Source organism: Cupriavidus pauculus (assembly GCF_022179805.1).
Taxonomy (GTDB): Bacteria; Pseudomonadota; Gammaproteobacteria; order Burkholderiales; family Burkholderiaceae; genus Cupriavidus; species Cupriavidus pauculus_E.
The window spans coordinates 401046-417360 of sequence record NZ_BPUO01000001.1; the positions used below are offsets into that span (position 1 = coordinate 401046).

The 16315-nt window shown below is 64.8% G+C and carries 17 protein-coding genes; 10 read left to right on the top strand and 7 right to left on the bottom strand.

Translation table 11 applies throughout. From position 1 onward, the window contains the following. The first annotated feature begins 61 nt into the window (after positions 1-61). Positions 62-1522 (top strand): metalloprotease TldD, encoded by a 1461-nt coding sequence (gene tldD, locus MFF62_RS02025; RefSeq protein ID WP_238259257.1) that lies wholly within the window; start codon positions 62-64, stop codon positions 1520-1522. Positions 1523-1589: 67 nt separating this feature from the next. Here the strand turns inward: tldD and MFF62_RS02030 are convergent, their stop codons facing one another. Next, entirely contained in the window at positions 1590-2645 is a 1056-nt protein-coding gene (locus MFF62_RS02030) for a class I SAM-dependent methyltransferase (protein WP_238259258.1), read from the bottom strand. A 137-nt stretch (positions 2646-2782) separates the two neighbouring features. Next, entirely contained in the window at positions 2783-2977 is a 195-nt protein-coding gene (locus MFF62_RS02035) for a hypothetical protein (RefSeq protein ID WP_238259259.1), read from the bottom strand. Between the two features lie 150 nt (positions 2978-3127). On the opposite strand from MFF62_RS02035, the gene aroG reads away from it, so the two are divergent. Further along, positions 3128-4207, top strand: coding sequence for a 3-deoxy-7-phosphoheptulonate synthase AroG (gene aroG / locus MFF62_RS02040; RefSeq protein WP_238259260.1), 1080 nt, complete (start codon positions 3128-3130; stop codon positions 4205-4207). Positions 4208-4271: 64 nt separating this feature from the next. Here aroG and MFF62_RS02045 read toward each other — a convergent pair whose 3' ends face one another. Then, the gene (locus tag MFF62_RS02045; RefSeq protein ID WP_238259261.1) at positions 4272-4670 is read right to left on the bottom strand and encodes a c-type cytochrome; all 399 of its coding nucleotides are present in this window, start codon (positions 4668-4670) and stop codon (positions 4272-4274) included. Between the two features lie 13 nt (positions 4671-4683). Continuing rightward, the gene (locus tag MFF62_RS02050) at positions 4684-5028 is read right to left on the bottom strand and encodes a c-type cytochrome (protein ID WP_238259262.1); all 345 of its coding nucleotides are present in this window, start codon (positions 5026-5028) and stop codon (positions 4684-4686) included. Between the two features lie 504 nt (positions 5029-5532). Between MFF62_RS02050 and MFF62_RS02055 the strand changes: the two genes are divergently transcribed. Genes MFF62_RS02055 through MFF62_RS02065 form a run of 3 tightly spaced genes read left to right on the top strand, consistent with a single transcriptional unit; the run spans position 5533 to position 8211 of the window. Next, on the top strand, positions 5533-6411 hold the full coding sequence (locus MFF62_RS02055) for an AAA family ATPase (RefSeq protein WP_238259263.1): 879 nt from the start codon (positions 5533-5535) through the stop codon (positions 6409-6411). A 17-nt stretch (positions 6412-6428) separates the two neighbouring features. After that, positions 6429-7022 (top strand): GNAT family N-acetyltransferase, encoded by a 594-nt coding sequence (locus MFF62_RS02060; protein ID WP_238259264.1) that lies wholly within the window; start codon positions 6429-6431, stop codon positions 7020-7022. A 13-nt stretch (positions 7023-7035) separates the two neighbouring features. Then, positions 7036-8211, top strand: coding sequence for a vWA domain-containing protein (locus MFF62_RS02065; protein ID WP_238259265.1), 1176 nt, complete (start codon positions 7036-7038; stop codon positions 8209-8211). 24 nt (positions 8212-8235) lie between these two features. Here the strand turns inward: MFF62_RS02065 and MFF62_RS02070 are convergent, their stop codons facing one another. Next, positions 8236-9138: a LysR family transcriptional regulator gene (locus MFF62_RS02070; RefSeq protein ID WP_238259266.1), complete on the bottom strand. Its 903-nt coding sequence runs from the start codon at positions 9136-9138 to the stop codon at positions 8236-8238. 175 nt (positions 9139-9313) lie between these two features. On the opposite strand from MFF62_RS02070, the gene MFF62_RS02075 reads away from it, so the two are divergent. From MFF62_RS02075 to MFF62_RS02085, 3 genes are all read left to right on the top strand, one after another. Continuing rightward, positions 9314-10300 (top strand): tripartite tricarboxylate transporter substrate binding protein BugE, encoded by a 987-nt coding sequence (locus MFF62_RS02075; RefSeq protein WP_238259267.1) that lies wholly within the window; start codon positions 9314-9316, stop codon positions 10298-10300. Positions 10301-10318: 18 nt separating this feature from the next. Next, positions 10319-11191, top strand: a complete 873-nt coding sequence (locus MFF62_RS02080; RefSeq protein ID WP_238259268.1) for an N-formylglutamate amidohydrolase — start codon at positions 10319-10321, stop codon at positions 11189-11191. Between the two features lie 250 nt (positions 11192-11441). Next, positions 11442-12197 carry a BspC domain-containing protein gene (locus MFF62_RS02085; protein WP_404990539.1) on the top strand — a complete coding sequence of 252 codons (756 nt, stop codon included), beginning with the start codon at positions 11442-11444 and terminating at the stop codon, positions 12195-12197. 238 nt (positions 12198-12435) lie between these two features. Here the strand turns inward: MFF62_RS02085 and MFF62_RS02090 are convergent, their stop codons facing one another. Together MFF62_RS02090 and yaaA are read right to left on the bottom strand one after the other, a co-directional pair. Beyond that, positions 12436-13578, bottom strand: a complete 1143-nt coding sequence (locus tag MFF62_RS02090) for a M14 family metallopeptidase (protein WP_238259269.1) — start codon at positions 13576-13578, stop codon at positions 12436-12438. A 25-nt stretch (positions 13579-13603) separates the two neighbouring features. Further along, positions 13604-14389 (bottom strand): peroxide stress protein YaaA, encoded by a 786-nt coding sequence (gene yaaA, locus MFF62_RS02095; RefSeq protein ID WP_238259270.1) that lies wholly within the window; start codon positions 14387-14389, stop codon positions 13604-13606. A 40-nt stretch (positions 14390-14429) separates the two neighbouring features. On the opposite strand from yaaA, the gene MFF62_RS02100 reads away from it, so the two are divergent. After that, positions 14430-14930 carry a putative toxin-antitoxin system toxin component, PIN family gene (locus MFF62_RS02100; protein WP_238259271.1) on the top strand — a complete coding sequence of 167 codons (501 nt, stop codon included), beginning with the start codon at positions 14430-14432 and terminating at the stop codon, positions 14928-14930. 69 nt (positions 14931-14999) lie between these two features. Then, positions 15000-16169, top strand: a complete 1170-nt coding sequence (locus tag MFF62_RS02105; RefSeq protein WP_238259272.1) for a pyridoxal phosphate-dependent aminotransferase — start codon at positions 15000-15002, stop codon at positions 16167-16169. Positions 16170-16315: the final 146 nt, after the last annotated feature.

The following is a 16315-nucleotide window of genomic DNA, read 5'->3' on the forward strand; positions in this document are numbered from 1 at the left end:
GCATTATCGTTTGCATTCCACCGTGGCCCGGACGCCACGGGGCTCAAGACCAAGGACAATCATGAACGCCGGAGATCTCGGAATTCGCAACCTGGCCACCGCGCAACAACTGCTGCTGGCACCGTACGGCCTTGACGAGGCCAAGCTCCAGCGCGTGCTGGCCGACATCTTCACGCACAAGGTCGACTACGCCGACCTGTACTTCCAGCACACGCGCAACGAGGCGTGGAGCCTGGAGGAAGGCATCGTCAAGTCGGGCAGCTTCAGCATCGACCAGGGCGTGGGCGTGCGCGCCGTGTCGGGCGACAAGACCGCGTTCGCATATTCGGACGACATCAGCCTGGCCGCGCTGTCGCAAGCGGCGGCAGCCACCCGCACCATTGGCCGTGCCGGTAGCGGCCGCGTCAAGGTAGCGGGTTCGATGGCATCGCAGACGGGCCGCAATCTCTATACGCCCAACGATCCGCTGGATTCGATGACGGCCACCGAAAAGGTGGCGCTGCTGGAAAAGATCGAGAAGCTGGCCCGCGCCAAGGACCCGCGCGTGGTGCAGGTAATGGCCGGACTGGCCGGCGAGTACGACGTGGTGCTGGTGGCGCGCAGCGACGGCGTGATCGCCGCCGACGTGCGTCCGCTGGTGCGGGTGTCCGTGACGGTCATCGCCGAGCAGAACGGCCGGCGCGAGATCGGATCGTCGGGCGGTGGCGGACGCTATGCGTACGGCTACTTCACCGACGACCTGCTGAGCAAGTACGTGGACGAGGCCGTGGCATCCGCGCTGATCAACCTGGAGGCCCGTCCGGCTCCGGCCGGCGCGATGACCGTGGTCCTGGGCCCGGGCTGGCCCGGCGTGCTGCTGCACGAAGCCGTGGGCCACGGCCTGGAAGGCGACTTCAACCGCAAGGGTTCGTCGGCGTTCGCAGGCATGATGGGCCAGCGCGTGGCGGCCAAGGGCGTGACCGTGGTGGACGACGGCACGATCGAGAATCGTCGCGGTTCGCTGAACCTGGACGACGAAGGCAACCCCACGCAGTGCACGACGCTGATCGAGGACGGCATCCTGACCGGCTACATCCAGGACACGCTCAACGCGCGCCTAATGAAGATGCCGGTCACCGGCAACGCCCGCCGCGAGAGCTACGCCGCGCTGCCGATGCCGCGCATGACCAACACCTACATGCTGAACGGCGACCGCGACCCGCAGGAAATCATCGCCAGCGTGAAGCGTGGCCTGTACGCCGTGAACTTCGGCGGCGGCCAGGTGGACATCACCAACGGCAAGTTCGTGTTCTCGGCCAGCGAGGCCTACATGATCGAGGACGGCAAGATCACGTACCCGGTCAAGGGCGCGACGCTGGTCGGCAACGGCCCTGAGTCGCTCAAGGACGTGACGATGATCGGCAACGACATGCGCCTGGATTCGGGCGTGGGCGTCTGCGGCAAGGAAGGTCAGAGCGTGCCGGTTGGCGTGGGCCAGCCGACGCTGCGGATTGAAAACATGACGGTGGGTGGGACGGCTTAAGGACTACCGCCTTCGTCTTTCTCCCCTCTCCCACTTGTGGGAGAGGGGAGCAACGCCAAAGTAGGTCCTACGGCCTCACCTCATAAACCAGATTGAACGGCGTCTGTGCCGCCCGGCGGAAGCGTCCGAAGCCGCCCTGCTCCGTCACGCCTTTCATGCGTGCCTCCCCGGCCTGGGCCCCCAGGCACATCGCTCCCTCCTGTGATCTCGAACCCGGCGTGCAGATGAACGTCGACGCCGAATAGAACACGCGCCCCACCGGATTGAGATTGTCCTGCAGGTTGTCGTTGGCGAACGGTTCCACGATCATCCAGCAGCCGTCGGGCTTCAGCGTTTCGCGGATATGGCGCGCGGCGCCGACCGGGTCGCCCATGTCGTGCAGGCAGTCGAACACGGCCACGAGGTCGTAGTCCTGGCCCGGATAATCCTTGGCCGATGCCACCTCGAAAGTTACGCGATCGCCCACGCCGGCGCGGCGGGCGGCCTCGGTGGCGTAGCGGATCGACGGTTCGTGATAGTCGAAGCCACGAAACGTAGCCTGCGGAAACGCCTGCGCCATGATGATGGTCGATGCCCCATGGCCGCAGCCCACGTCTGCCACCGTGGCACCGGCCGCGAGCCGCGCCGCCATGCCTTCGAGCGCCGGAATCCATTCGCTGACCAGGTGCGCGGCATAGCCGGGCCGGAAGAACCGCTCGGTGCCGTGGAACAGCGCCGGGTCGTGTTCATGCCAGCCCAGGCCACGGCCATTACGGAAGATATCGATCATGCGCGGAATCGCGCGGAACTGCGCCACTGCGATCTGGAAGGCGCCGGGAATGAAGGCCGGGCTGCCTTCCTGGGCCAGCGCGAACGCCTGTTCCTCGGTCAGCGAGAACATGTCGGTGCCGGCATCGTATTCGACATACCCGCTGGCCGCCTGGGCCGACAGCCATTCGCGCAGGTAGCGCGGATCGGTGCGGGTTTTCTCCGCCAGCGTGGCGGCGGTCATCGGTTTTTCGGCCAGCGCCTTGTACAAACCCAGCTCGTCGCCCACCACCACCGTCGCCGCGTGCATCACGGCCCCAATGTCATGGACGAACTTCTCCATGAAGGCATTCAGCCTTCCCTCATCGACTGACATGATCGGCACCTCCACCTGCTGATTCTTGTTCCGCCGCCCTCGTCCCGGGACGTACCATTCCAATATAGGCAAGCGGTGCCACTCAGTACCGGCTTAAATCTGTTGCACCTGCGGCTTGCCAGCGCCAAGGAAAAGCGCTATAAAGATGCTTCGTTGTCGCGCGAGCGGCGACCGCGCCCCGTAGTTTTGGAGGTCGCGGCGCAATAAAATGCCTCGCCAGTCCGCGCCGCAGCATAAATTTCACGCATCAGCGTAAAACCGATATCAAGCTCGCTACAGCCGAACCGATTTCCGCCATGTCCGCCAAGTTTTACTTTTACTTCTTTTGGCATCTCACACCGCTGGCGGATAGAGAGGGACAGCTGTAAGCAACCTCGAATGCAAAAAAGACCGCCAGCAACCCTGGCGGTTTTTTTATGCCCGCCACGGTCGCCGACGCAGAACCCAACCAGAATCAAGACCTCACAAGACCCGGAGCCATCATGCTGAAGAACACCGACGACCTGCGTATTCGCGAACTCAAGGAACTGCTGCCGCCGGCGCACCTGATCCGCGAATTCGCCTGCTCCGAAGCGGCGTCCGACGTGATCTACGGCGCCCGCCAGGCCATGCACCGCATCCTGCATGGCATGGATGACCGCCTGATCGTCATCATCGGCCCGTGCTCGATCCACGACACGCGCGCGGCCCTGGAATACGCCAAGCTGCTCAAGGTGCAGCGCGAACGCTTCGCCGGCGAGCTGGAAGTGGTCATGCGCGTCTACTTCGAGAAGCCGCGCACCACGGTGGGCTGGAAGGGTCTGATCAACGACCCGCATATGGACGGCAGCTTCAAGATCAACGACGGCCTGCGCACCGCGCGCGAACTGCTGCTGAACATCAGCGAAATGGGCGTGCCGACCGGCACCGAATACCTGGACATGATCAGCCCCCAATACATCGCCGACCTGGTGAGCTGGGGTGCCATCGGGGCCCGTACCACGGAGTCGCAGGTGCACCGCGAACTGGCGTCGGGCCTGTCGTGCCCGGTGGGCTTCAAGAACGGCACCGACGGCAACGTGAAGATCGCCGTCGACGCGATCAAGGCCGCGTCGCAGCCGCACCACTTCCTGTCGGTGACCAAGGGCGGCCACTCGGCCATCGTGTCGACGTCGGGCAACGAGGATTGCCACATCATCCTGCGCGGCGGCAAGGCGCCGAACTACGACGCCGCCAGCGTGCAGGAAGCCTGTGACGCGATCTCCAAGGCTGGCCTGGCCGCACGCCTGATGATCGATGCCTCGCACGCCAACAGCAGCAAGAAGCACGAGAACCAGTTGCCGGTCTGCGAGGACATCGCCCGCCAGATGGCCGGCGGCGACCAGCGCATCGTCGGCGTCATGGTGGAATCGCACCTGGTGGCTGGCCGCCAGGACCACGTGCAGGGCACGCCGGTGGAAGACCTGACCTACGGCCAGTCCGTGACCGATGCCTGCATCGGCTGGAACGATTCGATCTCGATCCTGGAAACGCTGGCCAACGCGGTCAAGCAGCGCCGCCTGGTATCGGGCAGCGGCAACTGACCTGAGCGCATCCCCCAAATGAAAACGCCGACCATCAGGTCGGCGTTTTCGCTTTCCGGCCCGCTTACTTCTTCAGCACCAGGTCGCCCTTCAGCGATCCGATATAGGCGGCGATGTCCTTCAGTTCCGAGCGCGTGAACGGGCGCGGCTTGCCGTCCTTGCCGGTCACGGCCGGGTTGCTGTTGACCTGGCCCGCCATGATGGCGTTGGTGCGGCCAACCAGCGGGTTGCCGCTGACCTGGTACGACGTCAGCGCGTGATAGAGGTAGTCCGGATGCTGGCCAGCCAGCTTCGGATAGTCGGGCGAAATCGGGGCGTTCAGGTCCTTGCCGTGGCAGGCCACGCAACCACCCTTCTCCACCAGCGCACGGCCGGCGGCGATGTCGGCGGCCTGGGCGGACAACGCCGCGCCACCCATCACCCACGCGCCCAGCATGTATGACACAACTTTCAACGTCTTCATGATCAGCGGCCTTTTACTTGAGCGTGTTGTTCTGGGTACCGGGCTTCTGCTGCGAGTAGTACGCCGCCACATCGGCGATGTCCTTCTCGGTCAGGCTCGCCGCAATCGCGCGCATGGTGGGATGCTTGCGATCGCCTTTCTTGTAGCCGTTGAGCGCGTTTTCGATGTACTTGGCGCTTTGGCCGCCCAGCATCGGTACCTCGTAGGTTTCTGGAAACGAGGCGCGATAACCCGGAATGCCATGGCAGCCGATGCACATGGCAACCTTATCCTTGGCGGTGTCGACAGTGCCCTTGTCCTGGGCATGCGCTGCCGTTGCGGCCGCGCCCAACACTACCATCGTGAGGAGCTTTTTCATTTTCGTAGCTGATTGGGAAGTGTTAAACCGCGTGTGACCTGCCCTCGCTGGGGCGCCAGACGGCATGCTTGGAACGGGGATGTGGAGCGGATTGCCGGAGATCTGGCGCGGGCGAAGCCGGTCAGACAAAGGCGCAGCCGGGCGATATGCTGATGTGCCGCGGTGCTCGAACACCATTCTGCAACCATCTCGCGCTGTTGCCGCCTCCCGATGCTCCGCCATGTCTCTGGTGGCGGAACTGCCGGGCGTGAGGAGGATATTGACTGGGGGCGCGTCAAACCGGCGCATTGTACCGCAGCGCGCACGCGGCAGTCCACGGCGTGGCCCTTGGGGTGAGCCCCACTGAACGCGAATGGCCATCTGCTCTTATACTGGCCTATTCCGGCCGAATTTCGGGTTGTCGGCGCCCGTTGTCGCACCCTCCCGGCCCACCCGGTTGTTGTTTCCCATTGTCACTCGACCGTCCTGCCTGGCAGGCCGGGCGCGATACACCCAGGTTGCCTCATGTCCACCACCGCCAACGCCAATCCGTCCCAGCAGGTCAAGTTCGAAGGTAGCGCCCAGTACGTGGCCACCGACGACCTGAAGCTGGCCGTCAACGCCGCGCGCACGCTGCAACGCCCGCTGCTGATCAAGGGCGAGCCCGGCACCGGCAAGACCATGCTGGCCGAGGAAGTGGCCGCCGCGCTGGGTATGCCGCTGATGCAGTGGCACATCAAGTCCACCACCAAGGCCCAGCAGGGCCTGTACGAATACGATGCCGTGTCGCGTCTGCGCGACTCCCAGCTGGGCGACAACCGCGTGCACGACATCAAGAACTACATCGTCAAGGGCGTGCTCTGGCAGGCGTTCGAGGCCGAGCAGCCCGTGGTGCTGCTGATCGACGAAATCGACAAGGCCGACATCGAATTCCCGAACGACCTGCTGCGCGAACTGGACCGCATGGAGTTCTACGTCTACGAGACGCGCGAACTGATCAAGGCCCGGCACCGCCCGCTGGTGATCATCACGTCGAACAACGAAAAGGAACTGCCCGACGCCTTCCTGCGCCGCTGCTTCTTCCACTACATCAAGTTTCCCGATGCGGAAACGATGCAGCAGATCGTTGACGTGCACTATCCCGGCATCAAGCGCGAACTGGTGGCCGCGGCACTGGAAGCGTTCTACGAGATGCGCAACCTGCCCGGCCTGAAGAAGAAGCCGAGCACGTCGGAACTGATCGACTGGCTCAAGCTGCTGATGGCCGAGGATATTCCGGCCGAGGCGCTGCGCAGCCCCGACCGCAAGGCCGCGATTCCGCCGCTGCACGGCGCGCTGCTCAAGAACGAACAGGACGTGCACCTGTTCGAGCGCCTGGTGTTCATGAACCGCGCCAACCGCTGATCCACGGGGCTCAACCGATGACGAAGTTCGTCCAGCCGGTCACACTGACCGGCCAACACGCCGCGCTGGTACCGCTGTCGATGGAGCATGCCGCCGGGCTGCGCGAGGCCGCGGCCGATGGCGACCTGCACCGCCTCTGGTACACCAGCGTGCCGGCCCCCGACGCCATCGAAGCCGAGATCGAGCGTCGCCTGGGCCTGCAGGCGCAGGATTCGATGCAACCGTTCACGGTGCTCGATGCCGACGGCCGCGTGGCCGGCATGACCACCTACATGAACATCGACGGCAAGAACCGTCGCGTAGAGATCGGCTCGACGTGGTACGCCCAGCGCGTGCAACGCACGGCGCTGAACACCGAATGCAAGCTGATGCTGCTGCGCCATGCGTTCGAGACGCTCGACTGCATCGCCGTGGAATTCCGGACGCACTGGATGAACCACCAGAGCCGCGCGGCCATCGCGCGCCTTGGCGCCAAGCAGGACGGCGTGCTGCGCAACCATCAGCGCATGCCCGACGGATCGTTCCGCGACACGGTGGTGTTCTCGATCATCGCCAGCGAATGGCCAACGGTGCGCGCGCACCTGCAATTCCAGCTCGAACGTCCGCGTTGATCGGAGCCAAGCCATGCTGATCGACTTTTTCTTCTCGCTGCGCCACGCCAAGCTGCCGGTATCGGTCAAGGAATACCTGACGATGCTCGAAGCGCTGCGCGCGCAGGTCATTACGCCGTCGATCGACGAGTTCTACTACCTGTCCCGCATGACGCTGGTCAAGGACGAGAAGCACTTCGACAAGTTCGACCAGACCTTTGCCGCGTACTTCAAGGGCATCGAGAGTCTGGTGGACTGGAAGAGCGACATCCCGCTGGACTGGCTGCAGAAGACGCTGGAGCGCGAGCTGTCGGCAGAGGAAAAGGCCAAGATAGAGGCCATGGGCGGGTTGGACAAGCTCATGGAGCGCCTGAAGCAACTGCTGGAAGAGCAGAAGGAAAAGCACGAAGGCGGCAACAAGTGGATCGGCACGGGCGGCACGTCGCCGTTCGGGCACGGCGGCTACAACCCCGAGGGCATCCGCATCGGCGGACCGTCCAAGGGCAACCGCACCGCGATTAAGGTCTGGGAGGCGCGCGCCTACAAGGACTACGACGACCAGGTGGAACTGGGCACGCGCAACATCAAGGTGGCGCTGCGCCGCCTGCGCCGGTTTGCGCGCGAAGGCGCCGACACCGAACTCGATCTCGACGACACCATCCATTCCACGGCGGCCAACGCCGGCATGCTCGACATCAAGCTGCGGCCCGAGCGCCACAACAAGGTCAAGGTGCTGATGCTGATGGATGTGGGCGGATCGATGGACGACCACATCAAGCGCGTGGAAGAACTGTTCTCGGCCGCCAAGACCGAGTTCAAGCACCTGGAGTATTACTACTTCCACAACTGCCTGTACGACCACGTGTGGAAGAACAACCGCCGGCGCCATGCGGAGAAGATCGCCACGTGGGACCTGATGCACAAGTACACGCCGGACTACAAGGTGATCTTTGTCGGCGACGCGACGATGAGCCCGTACGAGATCCTGCAGCCGGGCGGGTCGGTCGAGTACAACAATGCCGAGGCGGGCGCGGTCTGGCTCAATCGCATGATCGATCAGTTTCCGCGCTTCGTCTGGCTCAATCCCGAGCCCGAGGGCCTGTGGCAATACCGCCAGTCCATCACGGTGATCAACCAGATCATGAAGAACCGCATGTATCCGGTGACGCTGGCAGGGCTGGAAGAAGCGATGAAGGTGCTGACGAAGTAAGTTGCCGGGAAGGCATCGCCGGTATCAGGCAACCACGTCGACGCCTTCCATGAGCCACTGCCGGAACGTCAGCAACGCCGGCAAGTGGGCCTTCTGCTCCGGGTAGCACAGGTAGTAGCCCTTGCGCGCCAGCACCCGCGCCGGATGCGCCACGATCAACGACCCCGTGGCCAGTTCCTCCTCGATCAGGCAGCGCGGGATCAACGCGATGCCCAGCCCCGAGACCGCCGCCTGCGTCAGCAGCGTGAACTGGTCGAAGCGCGCCCCGCTCCACGCCTTTTTCGTCGAGATGCCCAGTGCGGACAACCAGTCCGGCCACGCCTCGGGCACGGTCGTATGGTGCAGCAGCGGGTATTTCATCAACGCGGCGGGCGTCCGCGCCACGCCGTCGGGCTCGTGCACGAGCAGGCCGGGCCGGCACACCGGCAACACCTCGCGGCCAGTCATGTAGTCGGCCAGGCTGCCGGGCCAGACGCCGTCGCCAAAGCGGATCGCCGCGTCCAGGTCGGGCTGGGAAAAATCATAGCCCTGCGCATGCGGTACGAATTCGAGCGTGACTTCGGGATGCCTGGCAAAGAACTGCGGTAGCCGAGGGATCAGCCATTTCGCACCGAGCGTGGGCATGCTGGCGAGATGCAGGATGCCGCCGCGCCCCTGCTTGGCAATCAACTCGACGCTGGCCGCCTCGATCTCGGTCAGGCTGGGCCGGATACGTTCCAGGTAGCGTGACCCGGCCTCGGTCAGCAGCAGCCGCTGCCGCACACGCTCGAACAGTTCGACGCCCAGGAATGACTCCAGACTGCGTACCTGCTTGCTGACCGCGCCCTGCGTCACGTGCAGTTCGCGCGCTGCCACCGTGAAGCTGCTATGCCGCGCGGCCGCTTCGAACGCCATTAATTCGGTCATCGACGGACATATGCGCCGCATGAACCACCCCTTACTTCAATACCAAATGGAATGAGCTAGGGATTTTAAATCGTTTGCTCCGAAGTTGCATTGGCGCGCAGAATCGGGAAGCACAATTTTTTGCATTGCCCTCGATCAGGTCCGCAGAGACCGGCTCTCCTCTCCTTTCTATTACCTTTCGACCGGAATCCCCTCGATGCAACGCCGTCCCCTGCTCAAGATCCTGGCTACCGCCACCGCCTTTGCCGCTGCCGGCCTGACCCTGCCCGCCTTTGCCCAGGGCACGTACCCGACCAAGCCGATCACGCTCGTCGTGCCGTTCCCGGCCGGCGGCACCACCGATATCGTCGCGCGCATCGTCGCCGACAAGCTGGGCCAGCAACTGGGCCAGGCCGTGGTGGTAGATAACCGCGGCGGCGCCGGCGGCAGCATCGGCACCGGCTACCTGGCCAAGGCCGCGCCGGACGGCTACACGCTGGGCATTGCCACCGCCTCGACGCACGGCATCAACCCGGCCGTGTACCCGCGCCTGCAATACGACGCCACCAAGGACTTCACGACCATCACGAACCTGGCCTCGGTGCCCAACGTGATGAGCATCAACCCGAACGTGAAGGCCACCGACATGAAGTCGTTCATCGCACTGGCCAAGTCGGAGCCGAACAAGCTGGCCTACGGCTCGGCCGGCAACGGCAGCGTGTCGCACATGATGGGCGAGCTGTTCAAGATGAGCAGCAAGACCGAACTGCTGCACGTGCCGTACAAGGGCGTGGGCCCGGCGCTGAACGACGCGCTGGCCGGCCAGGTACAGATCCTGTTCGACAACCTGCCGTCGTCGCTGCCGTTCATCGAAGGCGGCAAGCTGCGCGCCCTGGCCGTGGCCGCCCCCAAGCGTGTGGCCGCCCTGCCGAACGTGCCGACGTTTGCCGAACTGGGCCTGCCCGAAGTGAACGACGCCGCCTGGTTTGGCCTGATCGCCCCGGCCAAGCTGCCGGCCGACATCCAGGCCAAGCTGAACGCCGCCGCCATCAAGGTGCTGGCCCTGCCCGATGTGAAGGCCAAGCTGGAAAAGCTGGGCGCCACGCCGGTTGGCGATACGCCGCAGCACTTCGCGCAGCAGATCGCGACCGAAGTGGCCAAGAACAAGAAGGTGGCCGCTGCCGCCAAGATCTCCCTGGATTAATCCTCACCGGCAGTTCGAATGACCGAAGCAGAACGAAAGACCGCGGACCGCCCGTACTTCCTGCAGATGCCGGAAGGCGCGAGCGGACCGCTGTTTCTTGACTCCCCGCACAGCTGCACCACGTATCCGGCCGATTTCCACTACGCCGGCAACCTGCCCCTGCCGCTGCTGCGGCAGGCGGAAGACACGTTCGTCGACCAGCTCTACGCCGACGCCCCGAGCCGCGGCATCCCGCTGCTGGCCGCGGGGTTTCCGCGCAGCTACCTGGACGCCAACCGTGGCCTGGAGGAAATCGACGAGGCGCTGCTCGACGCGCCCTGGCCTGGCCTGAAGCAGGAGACGTCCAAGACGCGCCTGGGCAAGGGCCTGGTCTGGCGCGTGCTGGACACCGGCGAGCCGATCTACGATCGCAAGCTGAGCGTGGCGGAGCTGCAGGCACGTATCGACAACTACTACCTGCCGTACTACGCGCAGCTGCAGAAGTTGTCGGACGAGGCCGTGGCGCGGCATGGCAACGTGTTCCACATCAACTGCCACTCGATGCCGAGCGAGGCCGCGAAGTTCGCGACCGAGCATCCGGGCCTGCAGCATCCGGACTTCGTGGTCGGCGACCGTGACGGCACCACGTGCGACACGCGCTTTACCGATCGCGTGGAGGCGGTGCTCAAGGAAATGGGCTACGACGTGTGGCGCAACCACCCGTACAAGGGCGTGGAAATCGTGCGCGTGGTGGGTCAGCCGCAAGCCAACCGCCACAGCCTGCAGCTCGAGGTCAATCGCAAGCTGTACATGGACGAAGTGGGCCTGGTCCACACGGCCGGCTTCGACAAGCTCAAGCGCGATCTCAACGCGCTGATGGACGAACTGCTGCGTTTCGCCCGCACGTTCTGACGTCCACCCAGGCGGGCGCCGCAACGGCGTCCGCCCACTCGGGACACGCTGCATGCGTCTCTCGGGGTTCCCCTCAGTACACGATTCGCGGGACATCTGTTACTACGCGCATGTAATCGCGGCCGATGCGTGCAAGTTGTAAGCAGTTAGAACGAAGGGTAACAAGATTTAGGAACTTCGCCGGCGGGCTTTCCTCTATCATGGCAATCCTTCGCCAACCCTCCTTGCTTTCCCAAGCAAAGACGATCCCGTGATCCGACGAATTTCCGAACTGTTCGGCAGCCAGCTTCGCATGCTGACTGCCGCAGTGGCAGGCGCCATCGCGCTGGCCGGCTGCGCTACCGCGCCGACCGACGAGACCGCCGCCGTGGCCGGCACACCGACCGCCACGCCCGCCGCCGCCACTACCACCACCCCCGCCGTCAAGCCACCTCCCGTCATCAACAAGACGCCGCCGACCACCACGGTCACGCTGCCCGACAAGGGACGCGTCAGCCTGGCCGAGTACCGGACCAAGATGCGCGAGCAGTTGATGAAAACGGAGAATGCCACCGCCGACGTGGCCGATTGCGCCGCCCATGCAAGCTGGGTGGTGCCGCGCTCGGCCACCTACGATGCCCTGAAGATCCCGACCGGCGCACTGTCCGGCGGACAAGCCAGCGAGGAACGCTGGGAAGGCCGCTTCTCGCCCGGCAAGCAGGCGGTGCCCGTCAGCTCGGTAGTCACGTTCACCGCCACAGCCCACAAGCGCCGTGGCGAGGCCCAGTGGCAGCCGGTGAAGGTACGCTGCGGCTATAACGACGGCATGATGCTGGCCTACGAACTGCTGGACAGCAACGGCGACACGATCGTCGAGCCGGCCGCCGCCCCGGCGGTAGCCACCCCGACATCTTCAGCGAAGAAGAAGGGCAAGAGCAGCGCGAAGTCGTCGTCATCGTCGAAGTCGAGCAAATCGACGTCGTCGACGAAGAGCAGCACGTCGTCGAAGTCTAAGAAGAAGCAGTAGGGATCAGGTTCTCACCCCCTGCTATCGTGCTCCCCTCTCCCGCTTGCGGGAGAGGGGTTGGGGGTGAGGGCCCGGCGGTTCAAATTCCGACCACATCGGCAAGCAGAACCTCGTTGCCCTCACCCCCGCCCCTCTCCCGCGTTGCGGGAGAGGGGAGAAAAACCAAAGCAAAAGCCAAAACCAAAACCAAAACCAAAACCAAAACCAAAACCAAAACCAAAACACACAGCCGCCCAACTTACCCCAAATACTCCAGCACCGCCTGCAGCATCGCCGTGCCCAGCAACGCGCTCTTGGCGCCGTTCCAGCCCACCGCCTCGTCGGGCAGGTCGGCGTTGTCCTTGAACGGCATTTCCAGCGTCAGCGCCAGGCAGCCGAACGTATGGCCGATGTACTTCGAGGCCAGCTTCAGCGCGTCGGCGTTGTACTTGCTGGCGGCGTAGCCGTGCACGTCCTGGAAATCGGGCGTGGCGCGCTTGAACGCTTCAATGAAGCGTGACTGCTGCTCGCGCTGGGCTTCGGTAAAGCCGGGCAGCATCTCGCTGCCGGCCACGAAGTTGTACGGCAGCGCCTCGTCGCCGTGGATGTCGAAGAACAGGTCCACGCCGGTGCGCTCGATGGCCTGGCGCACGTGGTAGACCTCGGGGCTCGTCTCCGGGCTCGGCTGCATCCATTCGCGGTTCAGGTTCGCCCCGGCGGCATTGGTACGCAGGTTGCCGCGCGACGAGCCATCGGGGTTCATGTTCGGCACGATATGGAACACCGCCTGCTCCAGCAGCTTGCGCGCCACCGGATCACCATGCCAGGCGCCCGTGCCGGTCAGGCGCTGCAGCACGCCTTCGCAGAACCATTCGGCCATGCTTTCGCCCGGATGCTGGCGCGCGATCATCCAGATGGTCTTCTTGCCCGGGCCGGGCTCGCCGAGCGTCACGCACGTCAGGTCACGCCCGTCCACGGTGCTGCCCAGGTGCGACAGCCTGGCCAGCGGCGAGCGCTGGCACGTGGCCAGCAGCGACAGGTGCCGCTCGTCGGAATACGGTTCGAAGTACGCGAACCACACGCTGTCGTGCTCGGGCGTGAACTCGACGGTCATCGTGGTGCCGTCGTAGCGCGTCGGCACGCGGAACCAGTGCGCACGGTCGTACGATGCCACCGCGCGGTAGTCGCGCCAGCCGTCGGGATAGGTGCATTCGCCGGCGTTCAGGAAGCTGAGCCGGCACGCCTGGCCCGCCGCGCCCTGCAGGCGGAAGTGGAACCACTGGCGGAAGTCGGCGTGGGAATCGGCGCGGATGCGCAGGCGGATGTCGTCGGCGCGGTCGAGCGACTCAACTTCGATCGCGCCCGAATCGAACAGCGCGGAGATATGCAGTGCAGAGGTCATGGGGATAGGGTCCTTGGTCTCTGTATCAGTCTTCAAGGCGGCGGCGGAATACCCAGCGCGCATCGTCCGAGGCGGCCTTGTCAAAGGCATAGCCGTCCTCGTTGAAGCGCTTGAGCCTGGCCGGATCGGTCACCCGGTGCGTGACGGCGTAGCGTGCCATCGTACCGCGCGCGCGCTTGGCGTGGAACGAAATGATCTTGTAGCGGCCGCCCTTCCAGTCTTCGAACACCGGCGTGATCACGCGGGCATCAAGCACCTTCGGGCGCACCACCTTGAAATACTCCTCGGATGCCAGGTTCACCAGCGTGGGCGTGCCTTCGTGCTTGAGGTCGGCCATGTCGCGGTTCAGCAGCTTCGTGACATCGTCGCCCCAGAACGCGTAGAGGTCCTTGCCGGCAGCGTTATCGAGCCGCGTGCCCATTTCCAGCCGGTACGGCTGCATCCAGTCCATCGGACGCAGCACGCCATAGAGACCGGACAGGATGCGCACATGTTTCTGCGCAAAGGCCAGGTCGTCGGTCGACAGCGTCCTGGCATCGAGCCCGTCGTAGACGTCGCCGTTGAAGGCCAGCACGGCCTGCTTGCTGTTGGCGGCCGTGAACTCGGGCGACCAGTCGGCGTAGCGGGTCACGTTCAGCACCGCCAGCTTGTCCGAGATGTCCATCAGGGCGGCCACGTCCTGGGGCGCCAGACGGCGCAGGCGCTCGATCAGCGTGGTGGAACGGTCAATGAAACGCGGCATCGTATGGGTCTTGACGCGCGGCGGTGTCTCGTAGTTCAGGGACTTCGCGGGAGACAGGGCAAGGAGCATGGCAAAATCGCGGGCAGAAACAAAGCTGAGATTGTAGCGAATGCCCACCGAAGCCACCGCCGGGAACCTGCCCGGCACGTCACACCCGCCCGTCGTCGTGCTCGATTCCAATATCTGGGTCGACCTCCTGGTCTTCCGGGACCCCCATGTGGAGCCGATCCGCGCCGCGCTGGCCGCCGGCACCATCGCACCGGTCATCCGGGCCGATTGCCGCGAGGAACTGCGCCGCGTGCTGGCCTATCCGCAATTCGCGCGGTTTGACGTCGACATCGCCGGCGCGCTGGCCGAGGTGGACCGCCTGGCCACGCTGGAGCCGCTGCCCGACCCCGCGGACGCCGCCGCCATCCGTCTGCCCAAGTGCCGCGACACCGACGACCAGAAGTTCATCGAACTCGCCCACTTCGCCCGCGCCCGGCTGCTGGTGTCGAAGGACAAGGCCGTGCTGAAGCTCAGGAGCCGCCTGCGCCGCTCCAGCGGAGTGGACGTCCTGCCGCCGCTGGCCTTTGCCGGCTGGCTGGCCGCGCACGCCGCGCCGGCCTGACCGGCCGCCCCGGCGATCGATCCCCGCTAGAATGTCGCACCGGTTCCACTCCGTCTCCTGCCCTGCCCCATGTCCGAATCGACCCTTGCCCCGCTGAACCCGCCGCTGTCCCGCCTGCCCAACGTGGGAACCACGATCTTCACCGTGATGTCGGCGCTGGCCGCCGAGAAGAACGCCGTGAACCTGGGCCAGGGTTTTCCGGACTTCGATTGCGACCCGCGCATCGTCGATGCCGTGGCCAACGCCATGCGCACCGGCCACAACCAGTACCCGCCGATGGCCGGCGTGCCCAAGCTGCGTCAGGCCATCGCCGGCAAGATCGCCACGCTGTACGGCCATCAGTACGACTGGAATACCGAGATCACCGTCACCGCGGGCGCCACGCAGGGCCTGCTGACGTCGATCCTGTGCGCGGTGCACCCAGGCGACGAGGTGATCGTTCTGGAGCCGTGCTACGACAGCTACCTGCCGTCCATCGAACTGGCCGGCGCCACGGCCGTGCCGGTACGGCTGGAGGCCCCGCTGTTCCGCATCCCGTTCGACAAGCTGGCCGCCGCGATCACGCCGAAGACGCGCATGATCATGATCAACACGCCGCACAACCCCACCGGCACGATCTGGCGCGAGCAGGACATGCAGCAACTGGCCGACCTGCTGGCCGGCACCGACATCCTGCTGCTGTCCGACGAAGTCTACGAACACATGGTGTACGACGGCCAGCGCCATGAGTCGGTGTCGCGCCATCCCGAGCTGGCGCGCCGCAGCTTCGTGGTATCGAGCTTCGGCAAGACCTATCACGTCACGGGCTGGAAGGTGGGCTACGTGGCCGCGCCGGTCGCGCTGATGAACGAATTCCGCAAGGTGCACCAGTTCAACGTGTTCACGGTGAATACGCCCGTGCAGCACGGCCTGGCCGACTACATGGCCGACCCGGCGCCGTACATGGACTTGGCGGCGTTCTACCAGGCCAAGCGCGACTACTTCCGCGCGGGGCTGGCCAATACGCGCTTCAAGCTGCTGCCGTCGGACGGCACGTACTTCCAGTGCGTCGACTATTCGGCCATTTCCGACATGAGCGAGGCGGATTTCTCGATGTGGCTCACGCGTGAAATCGGCGTGGCGGCGATTCCGGTATCGGCGTTCTACTCGGCGCCGCGTGAATCAGGCGTGGTGCGCTTCTGCTTCGCCAAGAAGGAAGAGACGCTGAAGCTGGCGCTGGAGCGGCTGGCGAAGATTTGAGGTTCACCAATACCGATTGTTTGCTCCCCTCTCCCGCAGCGCGGGAGAGGGGCGGGGGTGAGGGCAGGCGTGTCGTTCTTGACGCGCCGGGTTAGTACGCCAGGCGCTTGCCCTCACCCCCAACCCCTCTCCCGCCTTGCGGGAGA

Coding starts and splice junctions, on each gene's coding strand:
- tldD (WP_238259257.1), top strand. CDS start 62: ATGAACGCCGGAGATCTCGGAATTCGCAACCTGGCCACCGCGCAACAA.
- MFF62_RS02030 (WP_238259258.1), bottom strand. CDS start 2,645: ATGTCAGTCGATGAGGGAAGGCTGAATGCCTTCATGGAGAAGTTCGTC.
- MFF62_RS02035 (WP_238259259.1), bottom strand. CDS start 2,977: ATGCCAAAAGAAGTAAAAGTAAAACTTGGCGGACATGGCGGAAATCGG.
- aroG (WP_238259260.1), top strand. CDS start 3,128: ATGCTGAAGAACACCGACGACCTGCGTATTCGCGAACTCAAGGAACTG.
- MFF62_RS02045 (WP_238259261.1), bottom strand. CDS start 4,670: ATGAAGACGTTGAAAGTTGTGTCATACATGCTGGGCGCGTGGGTGATG.
- MFF62_RS02050 (WP_238259262.1), bottom strand. CDS start 5,028: ATGAAAAAGCTCCTCACGATGGTAGTGTTGGGCGCGGCCGCAACGGCA.
- MFF62_RS02055 (WP_238259263.1), top strand. CDS start 5,533: ATGTCCACCACCGCCAACGCCAATCCGTCCCAGCAGGTCAAGTTCGAA.
- MFF62_RS02060 (WP_238259264.1), top strand. CDS start 6,429: ATGACGAAGTTCGTCCAGCCGGTCACACTGACCGGCCAACACGCCGCG.
- MFF62_RS02065 (WP_238259265.1), top strand. CDS start 7,036: ATGCTGATCGACTTTTTCTTCTCGCTGCGCCACGCCAAGCTGCCGGTA.
- MFF62_RS02070 (WP_238259266.1), bottom strand. CDS start 9,138: ATGCGGCGCATATGTCCGTCGATGACCGAATTAATGGCGTTCGAAGCG.
- MFF62_RS02075 (WP_238259267.1), top strand. CDS start 9,314: ATGCAACGCCGTCCCCTGCTCAAGATCCTGGCTACCGCCACCGCCTTT.
- MFF62_RS02080 (WP_238259268.1), top strand. CDS start 10,319: ATGACCGAAGCAGAACGAAAGACCGCGGACCGCCCGTACTTCCTGCAG.
- MFF62_RS02090 (WP_238259269.1), bottom strand. CDS start 13,578: ATGACCTCTGCACTGCATATCTCCGCGCTGTTCGATTCGGGCGCGATC.
- yaaA (WP_238259270.1), bottom strand. CDS start 14,389: ATGCTCCTTGCCCTGTCTCCCGCGAAGTCCCTGAACTACGAGACACCG.
- MFF62_RS02100 (WP_238259271.1), top strand. CDS start 14,430: ATGCCCACCGAAGCCACCGCCGGGAACCTGCCCGGCACGTCACACCCG.
- MFF62_RS02105 (WP_238259272.1), top strand. CDS start 15,000: ATGTCCGAATCGACCCTTGCCCCGCTGAACCCGCCGCTGTCCCGCCTG.